The organism is Gorillibacterium massiliense (assembly GCF_000455485.1).
In the GTDB taxonomy this organism is placed as follows: Bacteria; Bacillota; Bacilli; order Paenibacillales; family NBRC-103111; genus Gorillibacterium; species Gorillibacterium massiliense.
Genome location: NZ_CBQR020000149.1, coordinates 1 through 22893, shown reverse-complemented (window position 1 = coordinate 22893; position 22893 = coordinate 1). Strand labels below are relative to the sequence as shown.

Here is a 22893-nt window from a genome sequence, read left to right as displayed (position 1 = left end):
AAACGACTTCATGAGCATGGTAAGTATCTATACACGACTTCAAACGCCTCGTGCCGGATGCACCGGTCAAGAGAAAAAGCATCCAGAATCTCGACGGTTTCCTTCGGCGACAGGTTTTCAAAAATGCGCACGTACGAGGGGATAAGCAGCAGGTGCAGGTAATTTTCCTTAATGCTCATCTCCAGCAAATACCGATTAAGACCCTGATCAATGTCCGGATCGCCGATCTTCTCCTTCATGAAGTCAGCTAGATCGCAAACCCTGCGCCTGCCTTCGCCTCCGTCCCGCGTAAACTGATATTCCGCCTGGAAGATCGGCTTAATCTTCAGGGCATAATCGGATTGCGGATCGATTTGCAAAAGGCCCATATGGCCGATATCCTTGAACGTCCAAACCGTCCATTGCGCGCCGAATGCCTCGAAAGCTTCGATCAGATGAGCCAGCGCCCGGCTGCGGGAATTCTCTTCTCCGTCCCGGGAATAGGAGACTCCGAATTCGCCGACCCATAACGGAACGTTGTGCTTCCGGGAAAATTCAGCGCCTTCGGAATTGAAAAATTCCGCCTGCAGCTTGGCCTTGTCCCACATTTCCCCGTCTATTACTCCCGGATATTCGCCTTCCCGAATGGCCGGCACCGGGTAGATATGGCTGCTGTAAACGAGATTGTCCGCGAACGGCGCCTCAAAGCCAGAGAAATAGAACCCGAGGTAGTCACCTTCCAGCACGATAATATGCCGGGGATCGATGCGGCGAATCGCCTCCGCTGTTCTCCGGTATACCCGGTTGATCGTATCCCAGTCGCTCTTATACGGAGACGGAAACCGACCGAAGGTGGAGTTTGAAACCGGTTCGTTCAACAAATCGTAGGCGGCGACTACCGCGCGCCCTTTGTACCTCTTGGCGATTTCCTCCCAAAGTGCAACGAACCGATCCTGGAATTGGATTTGCTCCCAAAAGAATGACCGCTGGGAAGAATTGTCGGAGTGCCAGTCGGGTCCTTGAAAACCCGGCGCCGTATGCATGTCGATGACGGCGTAGATCTGATGCTTCTCGCACCATTCCAGCGCCAGATCCAACCGGCGGAACGCTTCCTCCTTGTAGCGGAACGGCTCCAGATCACTTTCGAACTGCCGGTAATTCACCGGAATCCTTAGCAGATTCATGCCGGAAGCCTTCAGGAACGCGACATCCTTCTCGCTGAACATAGCATCCAGCAGGCGGTCGAAGAAATAAGCCGCCTTCTCCTCGCCCAGCCGCACTTTGAATTCATGGCGCAGAGCGTTTTCCGAGCCCGGATAACCGTTCAGAAAGTTTTCCATGTTCATCCAAGCCCCGATATTCGCGCCGCGCAGACGGATTTCGCTTCCGTCTTCTTTTACGATAGCACGCCCGCTTACCTGTAGAAAATCCATCTCTTTTCACCCTATCCTTTTGTTCATTCGTGAAGCTCTCTTTACTTCACTTCGCCAACGTTTTCTTTCGTTACCGTTTTGAACGGAATCATTATATTCGTAATCGATTTCGAGTCCTCACCGTCACGGATTTTCTTCGCCACGTCTACGACGGCCTGTGCCTGAGCCTTTGCATCCTGGAATACGGTCATCGTCATTTCCCCGGCTTCGATGGATTTAAGAGCTTCGTCGCTTCCATCAATGCCGACCACGGTAACCCCGTTCAAACGATTAGCCGCCTTCAAGGCTTCTATCGCTCCAAGAGCAGCGTCGTCATTCTGAGAGATGATGGCGTCAAATTCCGGGTATTGCTGGAGCCAATCTTCCGTCAGGGACATGCCTTTATCTTTCTGGTTGTCCGAGGATTGCTCGGCCAGCAACTTCACGTCAGGACGTGCATTAAACAGCTTCTCGGTCAGTCCCGCTTTGCGGTCCACGTATTGCTGGTCATTGGTTTGTCCGGTCATGTAAAGCACTTTCGCGTTTTGCGGAAGCACCTTGGCCAAATACTCGCCTTGAACCTCGCCGGCTTGCTTGTTCTCGGAACCGATATAGATATAGCCGTCCGTGTTCACATGGGTCAGAAGGGAGATATATGGGATATTCGCCGCCTTCGCGTTTTCCACGGCCGGTACGGAACCATCCAGGTCGATGGAAATGGCGGCGATCATGTCCGCTTTCTGGACGATAAAATTGTCAATTTGGTCGTTTTGCGTTTTCACGTCGCCGGCGCCGTTGGCAACCAATACTTTCATGCCTTCGTTCCCGGCCAGCTCCTTCAAGTATTCGCGCACTTTCACGCAATAGGCGTACACGTCATTTACGTTGGCAAAGGCGATCGTGAACGGCTTCTTGCCGCCGGAAGAAGAATTGTCCCCGCCGGAGTTGTTCGCTTTACTGGAGCATGCCGTGAAAGCGGATAAGACGAGAAGGATTGCAAGGATGCTGAGAATCGATTTTTTCATCTCTGAAAGACCTCCACATTCATGATGGTTGTTTCTTCCTTGCCTGGTAGTGCTGTTTAGGGAATCAAGAGAACTGCCGGATACGCGGCCTCGCCTCCTTTCCGTCTCGGGTGTTCGGGCCCTTAGGATTTGGCCGTCTTCGTGCGGATGTCGATAATGACTGCTCCGGCAATCAAAAGGCCTTTGATAATCAATTGGTACTGCGTGGACACGTTCATCAGGTTCAGAATGTTGTTGATCATCCCGACGATCAGCGCGCCTACCAGAGTGCCGAATACGTTGCCGATTCCGCCGTTGAAGCTGGTCCCGCCGACGACGGCCGCCGTGATGGCGTCGAACTCCTTGCCGGTGCCGACCGAGGGCTGTCCGGAATTCAGGCGTGCCATCAAGACGACGCCGGCAAGACCGACCAGCAGACCGCTCAGCAGGAAGATCAGCCGTTTCATCCGGTTGACTTGAACGCCGGAAGCGATTGTCGCTTTCTCATTGCCGCCAATGGCGTAGATATAAAGGCCGAATTTGGTGTGCTTCATGATAAACCAGATAAGCAGCACGATAACGACCATGATGATGATAGGCAGCGGAATCGTCCCAACCTTGCCCTGGCCGACATACTTCAAATCTTTAATGCCGGAAATGGCGCTGCCTCCGGTGTAGACCTGAGTGATGCCGTTTGCCACGTTCGCCATGGCCAAGGTCGCAATGAACGGCTGCAAGGAGAAGCGGGTAATGAGAAAACCGTTCAGCCAGCCGCAAAGGCCACCGATGGCGATGCCGGTAAGCAGCGCGGCGGATACCGAGCCGGTACTCACCATGACGCCGCAGGCCACGCAGCCGGAAAGCGCTAACACGAAGCCGGCGGACAAGTCGATCATGCCGCTGACGATCAGGATCGTCTGGGCGCAGGCCAGAATGGCGATGACGGAGTTCTGCCTGACGATGTTCAGCAAGTTTTGCGGTTCAAGGAAGTTGGAATTCAACATGGCGGAAATGATAAAAATGGCGATAAAAATCAAAACGATCCCGTATCTGCGGTACAGCAGCTTCCAATCCGTCAGACTTTCACGGACGGCTTTTTCAGCGCTAGCAGGTGTGCTCATCTCGTTGCCTCCCCCGATTCATGTTCTTCTTTCCCTGCAGCGACGATCAACTGCATGATATTCTCTTGCGTCGCCTGCTCCCGCGACAATTCCCCCTGAATGCGGCCCTCTGCCATAACCAGAACGCGGTGGCTCATCCCGATCACCTCCGGCAGCTCCGAAGAGATCATCAAAATCGGCAGCCCTTCTTTGGCCAAATCCCGCATGAGCCGGTAAATCTCGGTTTTGGCGCCAACATCGATGCCCCTTGTCGGTTCATCCAGAATGAGCAGCTTAAGCGAACGAACGAGCCACTTGGCCAAAACAACCTTCTGCTGATTGCCGCCGCTTAAATTTCCCGCATCCGTATCGAGGGAAGGCGCCTTGATGGATAGCTTGGCGCTAATGGCTTTCGCTTCGTTCTGAAGCTTCTTGCTTTTAATCACCCACCTGCGCGAAAAGATATCCATATTCGGCAGCGAGATGTTGTCTTTTATCGACTTCACCAGCACAAGTCCGAGGTTTTTCCGGTCTTCCGACGCCATGGCGATGCCTTTTTTAATCGCGTCCTTTGGCGAGCGGATGACCAGCTTCTCTCCATCCAGCATAATCTCGCCCACATCCAGGCGGTCGAGGCCGAAAATCGCCCGGGCCACTTCCGTTCGTCCCGCGCCCATAATGCCCGAAATGCCGACGATTTCACCTTTTTTAACCTGAAAGGAAACATTCTTGAACTTGTCGGAGCGGCCCAAGTTGCTCACTTCGAAAGCGACGGTATCGCCGGAAGGGGAGAGCGTCGGATAAATATCCGATATTTCTCTGCCAACCATCATGGTGACGATTTTGTCCTGATCGAGATTTTCAATCGGCTGAGACCCGATGAACTTGCCGTCCCGCAGGACGGTCACCTCGTCGCAAATGCGGAATATTTCATCAAACTTGTGGGAGATGAAGATGATGGAGATATCTTTCGCCCGCAACTGCTCGATTTGCCCGAACAAGTAGCGCGTCTCCGCATCGGTCAGCGCGGATGTGGGCTCGTCCATGACGATCAAGCGGCTGTCGCGGGAAATGGCTTTGATGATCTCCACCATTTGCGTCTCCGCCACGCTCAGCTCCCACATTTTAGTCCGCGGATCGTAGTCGAGACCGAGGGTGTTCATCAGTTTCCGGGTCATCTCGTACAGCTTTTTATAGGAGATGATCCCTTTGAACCGGGTCGGTTCCCGGCCGATGAAAATATTTTCCGCAATCGTCAAATCCGGAATGGGCGTGAGCTCTTGAGCGACAATGGAGATGCCGGCATTCAGAGCGGCGCGTTCGTCGGGAAACCTCACCGCTTTCCCATCCAGCGTAATCGTCCCCTCGTAATCGTCGTACATGCCGGTCAAAATTTTCATAAGCGTAGATTTGCCGGCGCCGTTCTCTCCTACCAAGGCATGTACGCTTCCCTTCCGCAAGCGGAGGGAAACATCCTCCAGCACCTTCACGCCGGAAAAGGACTTGCAAATGCCTTCCATCGTTAGCAACAGATCGCCGCTTTCCTGTGTCCGCATGTGGCCACCTCTTTTCCTTAAGACTCGGTACATTTTGGTAAAACGTTTTACCAACTTTGAAAAAAAAGTGCTACAACCTGCGAGCACTTCCTCTTACTTTCAACGACGGACGGAACAAAATGCCGTGCTCCCGTTCCTCGCCTTCAATCATACTCAAGATCTGCTTAGCACTCTCCTTGCCCATGGCATTGGCCGGATGCGTGACGGAAGTGAGCGGAACCTCCAAAATTTCATTCAGATCGATATCATCGAAGCCGACCAGGGAAAGATCAGACGGAATTCTCAATTGATAGCTGCGGGCTGCCTTGTAGACTCCCATCGCCATCATGTCGTTGAACGCAAAAACGGCGGTTACATTTTGTCCCAGCAGATAGGGCAAGGCCTGTATTCCACTACCTAAAGTAAAGTCACCTTCATAGATAAGGTCGAGATCGAACTCGATGCCTGCTTCGGCAAGCGCTTTCTTGTAGCCCGAAAGACGGCCGAGAGACGAGAGCATTTTCTGAGGACCTGTCACGCAGCCGATGCGCCGGTGTCCGAGATCGATTAAATGCTTCGTTGCCAGATAACCTCCGGTCTCAAAATCGAAACCGACGGTCCGTACGCCTTTGGCAGCGGCAATCGGTTCAAAGGTCACCACGGGAACCTTGGCTTTCTCCGCCAAGCTGAAGCACATTTTCTCTTTCTCGCTCAGCTCGGTCATCAGCGGCTTGGCGAGGATGATGCCTTCTGCACGCTTATCGATAAACTCCTTGAAGTATTCGTAGGCTTGATCGTCGGAAGATCCGTAGCTTCCAAGCAGCACGATATAGCCGTTATTGCGGCACTCCTGCTCAATGGCTTTGCACATTTCCGCAAAGTGGATGTTGCTGATATCCGGTACGATGAGTCCGATCGTATGGGTTTTTTGCGTCACCAATCCGACAGCCAGCCGATTGGGACGGTAATTCATGGCTTCTGCAGTCTGCAAAATCTTCGCACGCGCTGATTTGGAAATTCGGCTTTCCTTATCGTTCAGCACGAGGGAAACGGTCGCAACGGAATAACCGCTTTCACGAGCGACATCTTTTATCGTGATGGGCATTGGCTCCTCCCCTCTCCTTCACTTGGTTAAACGTTTTATCTATTTTCTACAAAGATAGTAGCACGCTGCTCTTGGAATTGTCAACGCTTTCATTTCTTTCATCGAAAAAAACCTTGATGAGCCCCATCGGCCATCAAGGTTTTCCGCTTTTTCTCCGCATGACATTCGGAACCATGCAGGGATCTGCCTATAGTTCAGACGATCCTCACCGTTTTCTTTTCCATTCCTTTTACCCGTTGTACGCCCGCATCGCCTTGATGACTTCCTTCCAAGAAGGGCGCTTGCCGTACATCAGCACGCCAGTGCGGTAGATTTTCGCCGCAAGCCAACCCATAGCAAGACTGGACGCCAGCAAAATGGCCAGGGATAGAATGATCTCCCAAAGGGGGACGCCGACCATCCCGATCCGCATAAACATAACCGATGGGCTGAAAAATGGAATGAACGAACATATTTTGACGAAGAGAGAAGACGAATCGTTGAACCCGTAGATCCCGATATAAAAGCCCGCCAGCAGCACCAGAACCACCGGCATAGTCGCCTGCCCCAGCTCTTCCGTACGGCTCACAACCGAACCGACGGATGCATAGATCATCGCGAACAGGAAGAAGCCGAGGATGAAGAATAAGGCGAAGTAGACATAAAAGGAAGCCGGTACAGCGCCGAAGTGTAAGTTCTGTTTATCGAAAAAGACGCGGTTAGCCGGGATCAGTAAGTTGAGAGCAGCGATGGCGATAAACAGCAGCGTCTGGCCGAAGCCCAGAATGAAAATGCCCAACACCTTGCCAAACATCTGCTTCACGGGAGATACGCTGGTGATGAGAATCTCCATGACCCGTGAGCTTTTTTCCGAGGTGATCTCCATAGTGATCATATTGCCGTACAGGTTATTGACGATGAACATGAGGATGAACAATGCGTATACCAGAATAAAGGAAGCCGCTACCTGATCCTCGCTCATACCACTGTCTTTTCCGCCGCCGGTTCCCTCTCCTTGGCTGAGCATTTCCGTTTTAAACGTAAGCGGGGAATACAGCTGTTTCAATTGTTCCTGAGTCAACCCAGCGCCTTGGATCGCCAATTCCTGCTTCACCGCTTGCAGGCCTTGGGTCAGTTTGGTTTGGGTGCTGCTGCCGCTCAAAAAAGAAGCATGGGAGCGGTACACCACATCGGGGAAGCCCGCTGATTGATTTTCGGTGAGTACGAGAAAGCCTTTCACTTCTCCGGCGTCCACTTTTTCCCGGATAAACGCATCGTTAGCCGTTGTAGACCCTTGGTCCGGATATTGGACGATCTCGACGTCCGGCTTTTCATCCTTTTTGAAGTGTGCGGACAGCTTGTCGGGGACCGCCGAACTGGTTTGGAGCATCCCTACTTTCACGGCTTTCCCTTCGCCTGTAAAGGAATCGATGATATTCGGCAGGTTGACCCCAATGGTGATAAGCAAGGCGAACAGCACCGTCGTCACGAGAAACGACTTGGACCTTAGCCGGTTCATCAGCGTAAAACGGATAATCGTCAGCAAGCTATTCATGGTCAGCCCCCACTTTTTTGATGAAAATTTCATTCAGCGTCGGTTCCATAATTTGAAACCGGTTGATGCTTCCCGCTTGCTCCAAGGCAAGGCGCAGCACCTCTTGCGCGGCATCCAGCCGGTCGATGCGGATTTCATAGGTGTTCTCACTGTACGGCTTGACCGACGTAACCCCTTGTATTCTTTCCAACCCGTTCACAGGGACGCCGGACGTTTCCAGCAGCACCCGTTCCTTCGGAAAAGACTGCTTGATCTCCTTCAGGCTCCCCTTCAGCACCGTGTTGGACTTGTGCATGATGCAGATGTTCTCGCAAAGCTCTTCCACGTGATCCATACGGTGGCTGGAGAAGAGGATAGTTTTGCCGCGTTTTCGCAGATCCGTCACCGTCGACTTGAGCAGCTCCACATTCACCGGATCCAGCCCGCTAAAGGCTTCGTCCAAAATGAGAATATCGGGGTCATGAATAATAGCGGCGATGAATTGGACTTTTTGCTGATTGCCCTTGGACAGCTCTTCCACCTTGCGGTCGTAATATTCCGGTACCCCGAAGCGTTCCAGCCACTCTTTTAAGGCCCGGTCCGCATCTTTGCGGGACTTGCCCTTCAGCTCCGCCAAATAGAGAAGTTGATCGCTCACCTTCACCTTGGCATAAAGCCCCCGCTCCTCCGGTAAATAGCCGGTCTTGCGGCGGAGCTCCTGGGAATAGCCTTTGCCTTCCCATTGAATTTTACCTTCGTCCGGGTTGATCAGCCCTAATACCATCCGCATCGTCGTTGTCTTACCCGCCCCATTGCCGCCAAGTAGACCAAAAATCTCCCCTTGCTGAACATTCAGGGATAACCCGTTTACCGCTGTCTTTTCTCCGTAGCGCTTGGTGATGTTCTCCAGTTGGAGTGCGTACATACTTTCACCCATCTCCCATCGACTCATTCTTTCGGACTGCAATGCGGCCCGATTTTGCGACTGCTGCAAGCTTTTGCCTTATCGTTTCTCCTGATGTAAATAACCGGCCAACTCATCCAGCTCAAGCGGCTGAACATGAGAAATCCGGATGTCCCGCTGGTTCAAATCCCTTTCCGTGTTCTGCCAATCCTCTGTAATGAGTCGGGTCGGGTTCATCTCGACCGCCCTGACTCCTGCTATGACTCCCGGATTTTCGGGCATCCGATCCACCCATACGCGGCGCCAGTTTTCAAACAAGGAGTCTTTTTCATAAACGCCGTGTACGCTTCCTTGATCTAAAAATACGATATAGTCCGCCAACCGTTTCACTTCCTCCACACTGTGAGTAGCGAGCAGGATCGTGCGGTTTCCTTCCTCCATAAAAGACTGCAAGAAATCCATCGCCAGCCTAAAGGACGTCATATCCATACCCGAGGTAGGCTCATCCAAAAGCAGAAAATCGGGTTCTTGCGAGAGCGCCAGAGAAAACGCCAACTTCCGCTCCATTCCTTTGCTCAGGCTTTTCAGTTTGAAGCTGCGGGAGAGACGAAAAGCATCCAGCAGTTCGGTAAATTGGCGGGCACTCCACCGGGGATACCAAAAGGCGTAAAAGTCAGCCAACTCCCCAACCGTCTTGGCGATTCCCGCATAATCCGTCAAGTCGGGGACATAACCGATTCGGGCCCGCACATCGATATGAGCGGCAGTTCCACCAAGGATGGCGATCTCCCCTTCCTCCGGCTTCAGCAAGTTCATGATTAAGCGAAAGAGTGTGCTTTTTCCGGAACCGTTCGGTCCCAGGACGGCCGTGACAAGCCCTTGTTTTACTTCAAAATCAAGCGGGCCTAGCATGAAGCCGTTATCCCGCGATTTCACGACACGCTGAAGCGTCATAGCCGCAGACGATGCTTCCAGTTCCATAGCGAACGGCGCTGATCCAATCCCGTAATGACCGCTGCCCGCCAATGTCATCTTGCTCATTTCCTTCATTGCCTCTCCTCCATCAACAGCCGTTCCAACATCTCGCGCATCTCATCGTCGCTGCAGTTTAACCGGTGTCCTTCTTCTACCGCCTGGCGAAAAGTGTCCCGCAACTTCGTCATCCGATGCTGCTCCCGTTCTTCCGGTGCTACCCCGGCCACGAACGTTCCGGCACCCTGTTTCGTCCGGATCATCCCCTCATTTTCCAGGTCCTGATAGACTCGACGTATAGTAATAGCACTGCAAGCCAAGTCCCCCGCAAGCTCCCGGATTGACGGCAGCAGTGTACCTTCCGGCAATTCATTGCTGATGATCAAGGCCCGAAGCTGCTGCTTGATCTGGTGATACATCGGCTCGGCGCTTTCAGTTGATATCCGAATCGGAACACGCATGCTGTTCCCCCCTATGCGACGTCCCGATTATCGAGCTTCTGCACTGTTTTTCCCGCGACATAAGCCGTTATAACTAGCCCCGCAAGAAGAGAAAGCAGTGAGGCGGCGATTCCATACGACGATATCCATTCCATGGAATGAGAAATGAGGCCGCTTCCTGTTATTCCGTTTATCAGCCCGAAAACTAATAACAGAATGGCTCCAATTATCATATTGCTGAGCAAGTATTTCTTCTCGGTGCAACCCATTTCCAAGTAGAGATAGAACGCCGTGAAGGCAATGAAAATTCCCAACCAAAAGATAACGAATAACACATAATGAAATCCGGGAAGTGTTTTTCTTATATCTTCTGAAATCAAATACTGTGTGCCAAAAAAGACAAGTCCGTTAATTAATAGATTGCGGGTAGTCGTCAAGTACTTGGCAGCCACCAGATCCTTCGTTTCGATAGGAAGTGTGCACAGTACCGTCAGCTTTCTCGTAAACGGCCGCGTTTTCCAATACTCCAAATAATCCCGGCTCATGGCGAATCCCATAACGGCGGCAGCCGCTAGATATGCGACATCTTGTAAAAACGGGCCCATATGAAAGTTTCCTGTTCCGGAATTTGAATTAGCGGAACCATATAAACAGCTCATACTAGCCATATAAAGAATAAAAACAGCTGAAAACAAAAGTCCGATCCAATTGCGAGTCATATCGATTCGGGCCAGTTTCCATATTCGGCTTCGCGCCGAGGGAAGTGCGGTTAGATTTGGTTTTGACATGAGATACTCCTTTCCCCTCACAGTGTTTATGTGTGTATATCTATATACACACAATAAAGGAACAGGATTATTTTGTCAATATGGGGAAATAAAAAAGCTCCATTTTTTTGAAATGGAGCTCCAGCTTGCTGTCGTTGTATGTTTTGTCGCCCTCACAGGCTATCTGCCTTCGCCTTTGTTTGACCGGGAGTGGTTGCGGTTCTTCACTTTTTTCGAGCCGGACAGCGGCTCTTGGGGCCCTCGACCTTCATTGCGCGAGCGGTTTTCTCCCGGTTGGTTCACCGGCTGAGGATTATCGACTGGCATTCACATGCACCTCTTTCCTTAGGACTTGGAAGCCCGGTGATTGTTGGCGCTTATACGCCTGCGGTCATCCTGCTTCCGCTGCAATTGACTCGCATCAAGGCTGTTAACGGGATTCCGCTCCAACTCGTCTATCGTATTTTGAGCGTTTTTGTCCACTGCTTTTTGTTTGGTCATCGTCGCCTCTCCTTAACCCTTCAGCGGGACATGGGGTTAGTGTATAAGCTGCGCACACTCATGAATATGCCGCACATAGTCCTCAATCAAGTTTTGAATAGGCTCCGGGCTTTCATCCACGTTGATTCGATCCTTGTCCACGTCGATGAAATCCACTTTGATCTCCCGGTCATCCAAGTATTTCACCGCAAAATCAAAGGTATAACCCGAGCGGCCTTCCGTGTCGATATGGATGCGCAATTTCCCAGGATCAGCCCCATCCCGCACCACTTGAGCCCGATCCGCCGCATTCAGCGTCTCCGGAAGATGCTCTTGCCATCCTTGCAGCAAAGCATCGTCGATATGCGTTCTCGCTTCCCTCTCCACTGGCGTCACCTCCCTCCTGCTTAAGATGCGAAAATGCGGAGATTTTATGTAATGCCCGCCGTGGGATAAGCTGGCTTTAATGCTCGCTGTCGCGCAACCCGGCCGTACGGTTTTCGTCCCGCTGGATCGGCATTTTCGCACAACCGAAGCTGATGCACACAATGGTTTTGATAATAATCGTTGACATGCAAATGAAATGGGAGTAATATCCACCTTGGAAATTATAATGTCCTCGTTAGGTGAGGCTCCTATACAAACATAGGCTGCTGCCCGGAAATATCGAAAGATGCCAATGGGTAGAACAGGAATTGCCGGATTAAGGCTTTTCTTAAGGTAGCTAAGGGGAAACTCTTTACGTTGTATAGTGCCAAAACTGGACTAGGGGGAATCGGTTTATTTGTCATGAAATCGAACCCCTTGGAACCAAACCAAGGGGATTTTCATATTTATGTGCAAAGGGGGGACTGAAAATGGACAGTAGTAGTCGATTATACGGATTAAACCACCATTCCTTTTTATTTTCAGGCAGGAAGCTCATTCATTCCTTCATGGCGGGATGGCACTGTCTATTTTCAGTCAATCTTTACGACACCCCTTATGACTGAAATTAGGCAGCCCCGATTTACCCATACATGAAGAAAGAATACGGAACTCTCCCTGCCCCTGCCAGTGGAGAGTTTTTTTATTTTGTTAAGATTGGGGCTGTTACCTATGTTACGGAATCTATTCCATCCTAAAAAGAAATTCGGCGCGGCGGATATCTTGGTTATTCTCCTTCTGTTATCGACTCTTTATGCCGCGGTAAAACTGGGTTCGGGTATGCGCGTGCCGTTTTCTCCCAAGCAGCAATCGACATTGAGTCTCGATCCGATATGGCTCCCCTATTACGCGGGACGTTCTCTGCTTCGCATGTTCATCGCCTTTGCCGCATCCTTGGTCTTTACATTCGTTTATGGCCGTATTGCCGCCAACCATCGCATTGCAGAAAAGGTTATGATTCCGGCGATCGATATTTTGCAATCCGTACCGGTCCTTGGTTTTCTATCCGCTACCGTACTTGCTTTCATGGCTTTGTTTCCAGGAAGCTTGATGGGGGTTGAGTGCGCTTCGATCTTTGCTATTTTTACCGGACAGGTATGGAATATGACCTTCAGTTTTTATCATTCATTGACAACGATCCCCAATGATCTGAACGAAGCGGCCAAAATGAATCGATTGGGGTCATGGCATCGTTTCTCCAAATTGGAAGTTCCCTATTCCATGATCGGACTTGTTTGGAACAGCATGATGTCCTTTGGGGGCGGCTGGTTCTTTCTTGCGGCCAGCGAGTCCATCACCGTATTGAATCAGGATATTAGATTGCCCGGAATTGGATCATACATGGCTTTAGCAGCGGATGAAGGAAACATCCGAGCCATCCTATACGCTATCTTGACCATGGTGATGATGATTGTTGCGGTCGATCAGTTATTCTGGCGTCCGATTGTGGCATGGAGTCAGAAGTTCAAAAACGAACAAACAGAAGCCGGAGAAATACCGAAATCGTGGGTATTCGATATTTTTAAAAGGGCGCGGTTTGTCAGACTTCTTAATCACAATATTCGAGCACACCTACACGATCAGTTCATTCATTTCATGGCCAAACGTTCACGATCTCATTTGCGGCAATCTCCTTCAATCTTCAGAAAAGGCTTGAAATGGACTCTTGGGATTTTCCTTGCTGCGTTCGCCTTGAAATATTTAGTGGAAGGAATTCTTGAAATCGCCAAGTTGAGTTGGAGCCAAATTGCTCATGTCATCGTGCTTGGATTGTTGACAGCTTTTCGAGTGTTTTTCTCTACGCTTCTGGCCGTTATCTGGACATTGCCTGTCGGCGTTTTTATTGGAACCAATCCGCGTCTTTCCCGATTTGCGCAGCCGATTGTGCAAGTTCTTGCTTCTTTTCCCGCCAATATGGCGTTTCCGATCATCACCATCCTTTATTTGAAAATCGGGATATCGCTAGAATACGGTGCGGTTCCTCTAATGATGTTGGGAACGCAGTGGTACGTTTTGTTTAATGTCATTGCAGGTGCCATGTCCATTCCGTCTGATCTGAAGGAAGCTTCCGCTATACTCAAACTGACACGCTGGCAAACATGGAAAACGCTAATCCTTCCTGCTGTTTTTCCGTTTCTGGTTACTGGGTGTATAACAGCCAGCGGAGGCGCATGGAACGCCAGCATCGTTTCCGAAATCGTATCCTGGAAAAACAATGATCTTCAAGCTTCGGGATTAGGTTCGTTTATCGCTCAAGCGACAACCAAAGGGGATTGGCCGGAAATCATATGGGGAATCATCGTGATGTGTTTGCTGGTCGTTCTTGTGAACCGCTTGGTATGGCGCAGGCTTTATGCATTAGCGGAAAAGAAGTATCACGTTAATTAGAGGTGATAAACATGGAAAAAAAATTGATCGAGCTGCAGCAAATCAGCAAACGGTATGATCTGCCAAGTCAATCGAATGTAACCATCCTAGAGGATGTTAACCTGTGTATCAAGGAAGGCGAATTCGTCTCGATTCTGGGGCCTTCAGGGTCGGGAAAATCGACACTCCTTCGCATCATTGCCGGTCTTGTTTCTCCATCGCAAGGTGCAATTCTGTATAATGGAAAATCGATCGTAGGCACAAATCCTGGAGTCGGCATGGTGTTTCAATCCTTTGCATTATTCCCTTGGCTGACCGTCTTGGAAAATGTAAAACTCGGACTCGAAAACCGGCCGCTCAGGGAGGAAGAAAAGTTACGCAGAGCACTCTCTGTTATTGATATGGTCGGATTAGACGGATTTGAGGGTGCTTACCCGAAGGAATTATCGGGCGGCATGCGTCAACGTGTCGGTATTGGCCGGGCTTTAGTGATGGAACCCGATATCCTGCTGATGGACGAACCTTTTTCTGCATTGGACGTTTTGACAGCGGAGAACTTGAAGCGCGATATGCTAGAGCTGTGGACCGAGAAAAAAATCCCGACCAAAAGTATTATCATGGTCACGCACAGCATAGAGGAAGCCGTCTATATGTCAGATCGGGCAATCGTTTTGTCGAGGGATCCTGCACGTGTCATATCCGATATTCAAATTCAGATGCCGCATTGGCGGGATAAACAAGAGCCTCAGTTCACTGCACTAGTCGATCGCATCTACTCGATTCTGACAAAACGCGAAATAAAAGCAGTCGAGTTGCCCGGAGAACTAAAAAAGAAAATTGAGAAGATTCCCGAAGTTCGAACCGGGGCACTCACCGGTTTTATCGAGTTGATTGACGATCTTGGCAATCAAGTAGATCTATACAAGCTGGCCGATCAATTAAGCCTGAACCTCGAAGACTTTCTGCCTATTGTTGAAACAGCCCAACTGCTTGGGTTTGCCACAATCCTTCAGGGTGATATCGATTTGACAGACAAAGGACACCAGTTTGCGGAGGCTAGCGTTCTTCAGCGGAAGGAAATTTTCAAAGATCAAGTTCAACTGCACGTTCGAATCATGGAAAAAATCATGTGGACCTTGCACTCGAAGTCAAACAATAAAATGGATCGCGAATTCTTTGTAGAGATTTTTGAGAAGCATTTCGGTACAGAAGAAGCCATTCACCAATTAGATACATTAATTGATTGGGGGCGATATGCCGAGTTGTTCGCCTATGATGAGAAAGCAAAGGTGCTATACCTAGAGCATGAGATTGCCGAGACAGCTCAGTGAATGATAGAACGATCCTCCTGAAGCTAAGCATATGCTTCCCAAGTGGATCCCTACGAGATCCTTTAGCTCCGACGAACCCACGGTGTCCTTGCAGAAACGACGGTTTTCAAGACCGCTGCTTGTGCCCCGTATCCACTAAACGAGACAAGCCTTTTCACTCGACCGGGTTTATATTATGCTTGCGATATAAGGAGGGAGAAGAAATCTATGGTGAAACAACTGATCGTCGGAGACGCCATGCACGAGCTGGCCACTACGCGACGCATCCTGGAGCGCTTGCCCGAGGAGCATATTTCGTGGAAGCCTCACGTAAAATCGATGACGTTGGGCGGGCTGGCCACGCACCTGATCAATCTGCTGAACTGGCAAATCGCGATTTTTCTTTACCCTGAGTTCGATCTTTCGACCGTGCCGCTTCGGCGGGAAGCTTTGATAAAACGTGAGGACTTGCTGGAGGAATTCGACGCGAATGTCAGCAAGCTTGAAAAGCTATTAGCCGAATGCGACGAGAAAACGCTCGGAGAGGAATGGACCTTGCGGAACGGCGACCATATCATCTTACGCCAACCGCGTGCGATCGCGCTTCGCTCCTTCGGGTTAAGCCACATGATCCACCACCGGGCGCAACTCGGGTTATATTTGCGGCTTCTCGATATTCCTATGCCGGGCTTCTACGGTCCGTCGGCCGACGAGGAAGGCAAATGAACTTAGTCCGCCGAAAAGACGCAAAGTATTGGCATGACCGCCAGTACTCTGCGTCTTTTTTTCGGAACAAACGCTTTTTGTCGCCGGCCATAGCCACCTCCGACGAACCCTTCGTGGGTTCTCATCCCAGGGCCCTCTCCTGAAGAATATGCTCCGACGCCCCCACTCCTTGGGTTCTTCATCCCAAGGCCCTCTCCTAAACAAAAAAGCCGCCCGCAGGCGACTTTTTCTAAACGGAGAGGGTGGGATTCGAACCCACGGTGCCCTTGCAGACACGACGGTTTTCAAGACCGTTGCCATAAACCACTCGACCACCTCTCCAGGTGGGCACTGAACCGGGTCTTCCGGCGCAATGCACAGCAAAAGCATTTTATCATAGATTGCCATAGGTCAGCAACCACTATTATTTGGCGGTGATTCGCTCCACTCCACCCATGTACGAACGCAGCGCTTCCGGAACGATAACAGAGCCATCGGCTTGCTGGTAGTTTTCCAGTATAGCCGCTACGGTCCGACCCAATGCCAAGCCCGATCCATTCAGTGTGTGCACGAACTCCGGCTTCGCCTTCGCTTCCCGACGGAAGCGGATGTTGGCGCGGCGTGCTTGGAAATCCTCGAAGTTACTGCAGGAGGAAATCTCCCGGTACATGCCGCTTTGAGGCAGCCAAACTTCCAAATCGTAGGTCTTCGCCGAAGAAAAGCCTAAATCCACCGTACACAGGCTCATCACCCGGTAAGGCAGCCCCAGCAGCTGCAGAACGTGTTCCGCGTCCGCAGTCAGCTTTTCCAGCTCATCGTAGGACGTTTCCGGCTTCACCAGCTTCACCAGTTCCACCTTATTGAACTGGTGCTGGCGGATTAGCCCGCGGGTATCCCGCCCAGCCGACCCGGCTTCCGAACGGAAACAGGCGCTAAAAGCTACATAATACTTTGGTAAATCATCGTTTGCCAAAATATCTTCCCGGTGATAGTTGGTCACCGGCACTTCTGCCGTCGGGATGAGGAAGTAGTCCATCCCATCGATTTTAAACACGTCTTCTTCAAACTTGGGAAGTTGTCCGGTGCCGGTCAAGCTGTCGCGGTTAACAAGATAAGGCGGCAGCATCTCCTCGTATCCATGTTCGTTGCTGTGGAGGTCCATCATCAAATTGATCAAGGCTCTCTCCAAGCGCGCTCCCAATCCCTTATAGAAAACAAAACGGGAACCGGTCACCTTCGCAGCGGCTTCAAAATCAAGGATTTTCAAATCATCAGCAATCTCCCAATGGGCTTTTGGCGAAAATTCAAAAACCGTAGGCTCACCCACACGGCGAACTTCCACATTGTCATCTTCGGATTTGCCTACCGGTGTGCTGGCATGGGGCAGATTCGGCAGCGCAAGCAAAATTTCGTTCAACTCCGCCTCAACGACCCGGATTTCATCATCCATCGCCTTGATGCGATCCGAAACATCCCGCATTTCCACGATAAGTGATTCCGCGTCCTCACCCGCTCTTTTCTTGGCAGCTACATCCTGGGACACCACGTTTCGGCGGTTTTTCAACTGCTCCGTCTCTTGAAGCAGCGTCCGTCGCTTGATATCCAAATCCGTAAAACGCTCCATATCCGAGAGCGACTTACCGCGATTGACCATTCCTTGTTTTGCTAACTCAAAATCATTTCTCAACAGCTTGGCGTCGTACACTTGAAAACTCCTCCCAAGGAGTGGTTCAGAACCGGTTACACCGGCTCGTCCCCTTCTTTAATGTCGGTATTCCCTAACCATATCCAAAAAATACGAATGCATCCGGAAATCATCCGTCAGCTCCGGGTGAAAAGAAGCCGCGAGCAAATGTCCTTCCCTAGCAGCTACGATCTGCCCGTTATATTCAGCAAGCACATCAACATGATCATACACCGATTCAATGAGCGGCGCACGTATGAATACACCACGCACATCATCCGCCACACCTTTTACGGCTAAATCAGTCTCAAAGCTTTCTCTCTGCCTGCCAAAAGCGTTCCGGGCAACCCGAATGCCCATCAGTTCCAGATGCGCCTCCGGTTGATCTGCGATTTCCTTGGCGATAACGATCAGGCCTGCACATGTGCCGAACACCGGCTTCTTGTCTGCGGAAAATTGCCGTATCGCATCGATGAATCCGTATGTTCGCATCAGCTTGCCGATAGTGGTGCTTTCTCCGCCCGGAATGATCAACCCATCTATCTCATCCAATTGCTCGGTACGCTTGATCGCGACACCTTCAGCACCTGCGCTCTCCAGCATGCGGACATGCTCGGCTACTGCGCCTTGCAGGGCTAATACCCCGATCCTCATTTTGGAGACCCTCCTTTAAGCGACAAACCGCCGCCGCTGTTTCGCGGCGGCGTATTATTCGGTTTCGTTATCGAACCTTACCAGCCGCGCTCTTGCATACGCTCATGATTTGCTAGTTTGGAAATTTCGATCCCTTTCATCGGGGTCCCCAGGTTTTTGGAAACCTCGGCAATCAGAGCATAGTCCGTATAGTGGGTTGTAGCTTCCACAATCGCCTTCGCGAACTTTTCCGGATTCTCCGATTTGAAAATACCCGAACCAACAAACACGCCGTCCGCACCCAGATGCATCATCAGTGCCGCATCCGCCGGAGTTGCTACGCCGCCAGCTGCAAAATTGACCACCGGCAGCTTGCCGTTTTCATGGACATACAGCAGCAATTCATACGGAGCACCGATATTTTTAGCTTCCGCAAACAACTCGTCTTTGGACATGCCTTGTACTTTGCGGATTTGTGCCCACATCATGCGCATGTGGCGTACGGCTTCCACAATATTGCCGGTTCCCGGCTCACCCTTGGTACGGATCATCGAGGCGCCTTCATTGATTCTCCGCAGCGCTTCGCCCAAATCCCGTGCTCCACAAACGAAAGGTACAGTAAATTCTTTTTTGTTGATATGGTACAGCTCGTCTGCCGGGGTCAATACTTCGCTTTCATCGAGGTAATCGACACCCAGAGATTCCAGCACCTTCGCTTCCACAAAATGTCCGATCCGGGCTTTCGCCATAACCGGAATGGTGACGACCTTCATAACAGACTCTACTATCGTCGGATCGGCCATACGAGCGACGCCGCCGGCGGCGCGAATATCCGAAGGTACCCGCTCCAGCGCCATAACAGCGGAAGCTCCAGCGGCTTCAGCAATTTGCGCCTGTTCCGCATTCATAACGTCCATAATGACGCCGCCTTTTTGCATTTCGGCCATTCCCTTTTTAACGCGGCTCGTTCCTGTTTCCGTAAGTGACATCTCCAGACCCCCTATATAGAAAGTATTTTCCCAAGATTCACGGTTGAATGAATCTTAGAATAATTTTTTAATCTTCTTTCCCAAACTGGAGAAAAAGTCGCCGGTCCCCCGCATAAACAGCTTGAACCATCCAGCTTTCTTAACGTCTTCGGTCGCTACCAGCTTAACGGTCTTCTCCATGCCGTTGTACTTCACCGTCAGGGTGCCCACTTCCGTACCTTTTTTCACCGGGGCTTTCAAAAACTCAACTTCCGCCTTCGCCGACTTCACAAACTCCTCGTCTTTGGCGCCTTTCTTTACGAGCATCGTTTCTTCGGAATCGGTGGCAACCGGCACCTCAAGGGCAATTCCTTTTTTCACCTTGATGGTTTTCACGGCGTCCGCTACTTCATCCTTGGAAATAACCTTCTTGAACTCGAAATTGCTGAATCCGTAGTCCATTAGCTTTCGGGTTTCGGTAAAGCGGTTTTTCTCCGCTTTCGTATTCATAACGACACTGATCAAGCGAATTCCGTTGCGCTCAGCCGTTCCGGTAAAGCACCAGCCTGCATTGTCGGTGTGCCCGGTTTTAAGACCGTCCATTCCTACATAGGCGTAATCCTTTTGGAATTTGGTGTTCTTTTTCCCTTCCAGCATCCAGTTCCAGTTTTCCATGGGGTCTTTGCCAGGCAAATCTTTCGTAACGGTGGAAGAATATTTCAAAATTTCTGGGTGATCATTAACCAAATGGGCAGCCAGTTTGGCAGTGTCCCGCGCGGACAAAGTAGTCTCGCCCTCCAGCATTTCGTCCTGGAACTTCTTAGGGACGTCAATATGCTCTAATCCGGAGGCGTTCACAAAATAAGCTTTATCGGAAAGGCCCAACTTTTTGGCCTCGTCATTCATCATCTTGGCAAACTCTTTTTCGCTGCCTGCTATGCGTTCGCCGAGGGCAATCGCCGCGTCATTGGCTGAACCTACCGAGATTGCATAAAAAATGTCGTCAACAGTAAGCTGATCGCCTTCTGCCAGCTGCTGACCTGAACCTTCAACGGAAGCCGCGTACTCACTGGTCGTCACGATGTCGTCCAGCTTTAATTTTCCTTGGGCAATCTGATCCAGTGCGATGTATTCCGTCATCATTTTCGACATACTGGCAGGCGCGCGCATTTCATCCGCATTCTGCTCATACAAAACCTGACCAGTGGCTGCTTCGATCAAAATCGCCGAACTGGCCTGAATGTCCAACTTGGTGTCTGCTGCCGCATAAGCAGTAGTAGAAGTGGACGAAAAGGGGATATAAGCAGCCCCTAAACTTAACACGGTGACGATCGCCAGCTTTTTCTTCATTCGAGACAAGACTTTCACTGCTCACACTCCCACTTTACTAGTTTTGCATTTTCCTATTGTAACATAGCCCCCCGTGCAAAAAAAGAAAAACCGGGGTTTTCCACCCCGGCTTCCCTAATCCAACAAGTTAACCCATTTTATCGTCATTTTACAGGGAGTAGTTCGGCGCTTCCTTCGTAATTTGCACGTCGTGTGGATGGCTTTCCTTGAGCCCTGCTCCTGTGATGCGTACGAAAGTGGTGTCGTTTTTCAACTCTAGGAGAGTCCGTGTTCCGCAGTAGCCCATGCCTTGAACCAAACCGCCCACCATTTGATGCACGATGTCCTTCAAAGGCCCCTTGTAAGCAACGCGGCCTTCGATCCCTTCCGGCACCAGCTTTGTTTCGTCTTCCTGGAAGTAGCGGTCCTTGCTGCCTTCCTTCATTGCGGCAATGGAACCCATACCCCGGTATACTTTAAAGCGTCGGCCTTGATAAATTTCTTGCTCACCTGGGCTTTCTTCCGTCCCTGCAAAAAGACTACCGATCATCACAGCGTCCGCCCCAGCAGCCAACGCCTTTGTGATGTCACCGGAATATTTGATGCCACCGTCCGCAATAATCGGCACTCCGTACTCTCTTGCTACCGTAGCGCAGTCATAGATCGCGGAGATTTGCGGTACACCGATGCCGGCGATAACCCGTGTCGTGCAGATCGAGCCTGGGCCAATGCCCACCTTAACGATGGAAGCCCCAGCTTCAATCAAATCCCGGGTGCCGTCTCCTGTAGCCACATTGCCGGCAATGATCAGCAGATCCGGGTATTTGTCACGAAGGTTGCGCACCGTATTCAAAATATTGATATGATGACCGTGCGCCGAGTCTACAACTAAAACGTCGACGCCAGCTTCAACCAGCGCCGCAGCACGCTCCGTCGTGTCCTTAGACACACCGACAGCCGCTCCAACGACAAGACGCCCTTGAGAGTCTTTTGCAGCGTTAGGGAACTGAATGGCTTTCTCGATGTCCTTGATGGTGATGAGGCCCTTCAGTACATAATTTTCATCCACCAGAGGCAGCTTCTCGATCTTATGCTTTTGCAGGACAATTTCCGCTTCTTGCAGCGTTGTACCAACAGGTGCAGTAACCAAGTTTTCCTTCGTCATGACGTCTTCGATTTTCATCGAATAATCATGTACGAACCGCAAATCCCGATTGGTAATGATACCCACCAGCTTGTTCTCTTCATTCACGATCGGCACGCCGGATATCCGGTATTTGCTCATCAACTCTTCAGCGTGATAAACTCGATGTTCCCGAGTCAGGGAAAATGGATTGGTAATGACGCCGCTCTCGGAGCGTTTTACCCGATCCACTTCTCCGGCTTGATCAGCAATAGATAAATTCTTGTGTACAATCCCAATTCCGCCTTCACGGGCAATAGCGATGGCCAGTACAGCCTCCGTTACCGTATCCATGGCTGAACTGAGCAGCGGTATATTTAGCTTCAGGTTACTTCCCAACCGGGTAGAAACATCTACCTGTTTTGGTCCAAACACCTCAGACCGACGGGGCACCAGCAGCACATCGTCAAATGTTAAACCTTCCTTTTCAAACTTGTTTTCCCACACGTTTTTTAACCCCCCCTGTTAGAATACCCTTTAAATATTATTGGTAGTGTAACAAACCCCCTTTTTTCATGTCAAGGCAGCACGTTACGTTTTTTCACTTCTTAGCCTGTGTAACTAAGCATTGGTTCTATGCTGGGAAAAAATTAACGTTTTTTCGTGCTTTTTATGCCTTAAAAGGGAGAAAACAGCACCAACACGCTGCTGCGTCACCGTTCTAATGCGCTGTATATAATGAAGTTTTAACTTTAAACTAATAATCAACCCGGCACGATAATCGTGGCTATCTCCCCAGATCTCGGCTTCACTTGGCCCAAGTCTCATCTCGAGATGGTACGGTCTGACCGGGGACTGGTTCGAGTACGGACGGCCAAACGCAACAAAAAACCCCGCACGTAATCGTGCGAGGTTCATTGTGCTTGGCAACGTCCTACTCTCCCAGGACCCTGCGGTCCAAGTACCATCGGCGCTGGAGGGCTTAACGGTCGTGTTCGGTATGGGAACGCGTGGTTCCCCTCCGCCATCATCACCAAACGTACAAGGCTTATGCCCTGAAAACCGGATGCGAAGCAATCGCGCTAGATTATCTATTACCTGTGTTGGCTTCCGAAGTGCACCTCCAAAGAGGTGCTA

The 22893-nt window shown here is 50.7% G+C and carries 21 protein-coding genes, 1 tRNA gene, 1 rRNA gene and 1 riboswitch; of the genes, 3 read left to right on the top strand and 20 right to left on the bottom strand.

What is annotated here, in order from left to right; translation table 11 throughout:
- Positions 1-8: 8 nt before the first annotated feature.
- The 13 genes from TJ79_RS20460 to TJ79_RS20405 all read right to left on the bottom strand — a co-directional run bounded on the left by TJ79_RS20460 (position 9) and on the right by TJ79_RS20405 (position 11598).
- Positions 9-1412 carry a glycoside hydrolase family 5 protein gene (locus TJ79_RS20460; RefSeq protein ID WP_040952208.1) on the bottom strand — a complete coding sequence of 468 codons (1404 nt, stop codon included), beginning with the start codon at positions 1410-1412 and terminating at the stop codon, positions 9-11.
- A 41-nt stretch (positions 1413-1453) separates the two neighbouring features.
- Positions 1454-2416: a sugar ABC transporter substrate-binding protein gene (locus tag TJ79_RS20455; RefSeq protein WP_052339813.1), complete on the bottom strand. Its 963-nt coding sequence runs from the start codon at positions 2414-2416 to the stop codon at positions 1454-1456.
- A 122-nt stretch (positions 2417-2538) separates the two neighbouring features.
- A complete protein-coding gene (locus TJ79_RS20450; RefSeq protein WP_052339812.1) occupies positions 2539-3516 on the bottom strand; it encodes an ABC transporter permease in 978 nt (325 codons plus the stop codon).
- Entirely contained in the window at positions 3513-5051 is a 1539-nt protein-coding gene (locus TJ79_RS20445; protein WP_052339811.1) for a sugar ABC transporter ATP-binding protein, read from the bottom strand. Before TJ79_RS20445 ends, TJ79_RS20450 begins: the two co-directional genes overlap by 4 nt.
- Before the next feature lie 70 nt (positions 5052-5121).
- Entirely contained in the window at positions 5122-6135 is a 1014-nt protein-coding gene (locus TJ79_RS20440) for a LacI family DNA-binding transcriptional regulator (RefSeq protein ID WP_040952207.1), read from the bottom strand.
- Positions 6136-6364: 229 nt separating this feature from the next.
- Positions 6365-7669 (bottom strand): ABC transporter permease, encoded by a 1305-nt coding sequence (locus TJ79_RS20435; RefSeq protein WP_040952206.1) that lies wholly within the window; start codon positions 7667-7669, stop codon positions 6365-6367.
- Entirely contained in the window at positions 7662-8573 is a 912-nt protein-coding gene (locus TJ79_RS20430; RefSeq protein WP_040952205.1) for an ABC transporter ATP-binding protein, read from the bottom strand. The genes TJ79_RS20435 and TJ79_RS20430 overlap by 8 nt, the downstream gene beginning before the upstream one ends.
- Positions 8574-8651: 78 nt before the next feature.
- On the bottom strand, positions 8652-9602 hold the full coding sequence (locus tag TJ79_RS20425) for an ABC transporter ATP-binding protein (RefSeq protein WP_052339810.1): 951 nt from the start codon (positions 9600-9602) through the stop codon (positions 8652-8654).
- Complete coding sequence (locus tag TJ79_RS20420; protein WP_040952204.1) at positions 9599-9985, bottom strand: GntR family transcriptional regulator; 387 nt, start codon at positions 9983-9985, stop codon at positions 9599-9601. Before TJ79_RS20420 ends, TJ79_RS20425 begins: the two co-directional genes overlap by 4 nt.
- Positions 9986-9996: 11 nt before the next feature.
- Positions 9997-10569 carry an ABC-2 transporter permease gene (locus TJ79_RS20415; RefSeq protein WP_040952203.1) on the bottom strand — a complete coding sequence of 191 codons (573 nt, stop codon included), beginning with the start codon at positions 10567-10569 and terminating at the stop codon, positions 9997-9999.
- Between the two features lie 342 nt (positions 10570-10911).
- Positions 10912-11058: a small acid-soluble spore protein P gene (locus tag TJ79_RS20410; RefSeq protein ID WP_040952202.1), complete on the bottom strand. Its 147-nt coding sequence runs from the start codon at positions 11056-11058 to the stop codon at positions 10912-10914.
- Between the two features lie 18 nt (positions 11059-11076).
- Positions 11077-11232 carry a hypothetical protein gene (locus tag TJ79_RS27790; RefSeq protein ID WP_202903350.1) on the bottom strand — a complete coding sequence of 52 codons (156 nt, stop codon included), beginning with the start codon at positions 11230-11232 and terminating at the stop codon, positions 11077-11079.
- Positions 11233-11268: 36 nt separating this feature from the next.
- On the bottom strand, positions 11269-11598 hold the full coding sequence (locus tag TJ79_RS20405; protein WP_040952201.1) for a hypothetical protein: 330 nt from the start codon (positions 11596-11598) through the stop codon (positions 11269-11271).
- A gap of 224 nt (positions 11599-11822) precedes the next feature.
- Positions 11823-11991: riboswitch (M-box (ykoK) riboswitch) on the top strand.
- A 318-nt stretch (positions 11992-12309) separates the two neighbouring features.
- Between TJ79_RS20405 and TJ79_RS20400 the strand changes: the two genes are divergently transcribed.
- The 3 genes from TJ79_RS20400 to TJ79_RS20390 all read left to right on the top strand — a co-directional run bounded on the left by TJ79_RS20400 (position 12310) and on the right by TJ79_RS20390 (position 16040).
- Positions 12310-14025 (top strand): ABC transporter permease, encoded by a 1716-nt coding sequence (locus TJ79_RS20400; RefSeq protein ID WP_040952200.1) that lies wholly within the window; start codon positions 12310-12312, stop codon positions 14023-14025.
- Between the two features lie 11 nt (positions 14026-14036).
- Positions 14037-15335, top strand: coding sequence for an ABC transporter ATP-binding protein (locus tag TJ79_RS20395; protein WP_040952199.1), 1299 nt, complete (start codon positions 14037-14039; stop codon positions 15333-15335).
- A gap of 207 nt (positions 15336-15542) precedes the next feature.
- Entirely contained in the window at positions 15543-16040 is a 498-nt protein-coding gene (locus TJ79_RS20390) for a DinB family protein (protein ID WP_040952198.1), read from the top strand.
- A 234-nt stretch (positions 16041-16274) separates the two neighbouring features.
- On the opposite strand, the gene TJ79_RS20380 is transcribed toward TJ79_RS20390, so the two are convergent.
- The 7 genes from TJ79_RS20380 to rrf all read right to left on the bottom strand — a co-directional run bounded on the left by TJ79_RS20380 (position 16275) and on the right by rrf (position 22794).
- Positions 16275-16361 (bottom strand) — tRNA-Ser (locus tag TJ79_RS20380).
- Between the two features lie 82 nt (positions 16362-16443).
- Positions 16444-17724, bottom strand: a complete 1281-nt coding sequence (gene serS, locus TJ79_RS20375; protein ID WP_040952196.1) for a serine--tRNA ligase — start codon at positions 17722-17724, stop codon at positions 16444-16446.
- Between the two features lie 57 nt (positions 17725-17781).
- Complete coding sequence (pdxT, locus tag TJ79_RS20370) at positions 17782-18357, bottom strand: pyridoxal 5'-phosphate synthase glutaminase subunit PdxT (protein ID WP_040952195.1); 576 nt, start codon at positions 18355-18357, stop codon at positions 17782-17784.
- 77 nt (positions 18358-18434) lie between these two features.
- The gene (pdxS, locus tag TJ79_RS20365; RefSeq protein WP_040952194.1) at positions 18435-19325 is read right to left on the bottom strand and encodes a pyridoxal 5'-phosphate synthase lyase subunit PdxS; all 891 of its coding nucleotides are present in this window, start codon (positions 19323-19325) and stop codon (positions 18435-18437) included.
- Between the two features lie 54 nt (positions 19326-19379).
- Positions 19380-20672, bottom strand: coding sequence for a D-alanyl-D-alanine carboxypeptidase family protein (locus TJ79_RS20360; protein WP_238323086.1), 1293 nt, complete (start codon positions 20670-20672; stop codon positions 19380-19382).
- A 130-nt stretch (positions 20673-20802) separates the two neighbouring features.
- On the bottom strand, positions 20803-22263 hold the full coding sequence (gene guaB, locus TJ79_RS20355) for an IMP dehydrogenase (protein ID WP_040952193.1): 1461 nt from the start codon (positions 22261-22263) through the stop codon (positions 20803-20805).
- Positions 22264-22677: 414 nt separating this feature from the next.
- Positions 22678-22794: ribosomal RNA gene (rrf, locus tag TJ79_RS20345) — 5S ribosomal RNA — on the bottom strand.
- Between the last annotated feature and the right edge of the window lie 99 nt (positions 22795-22893).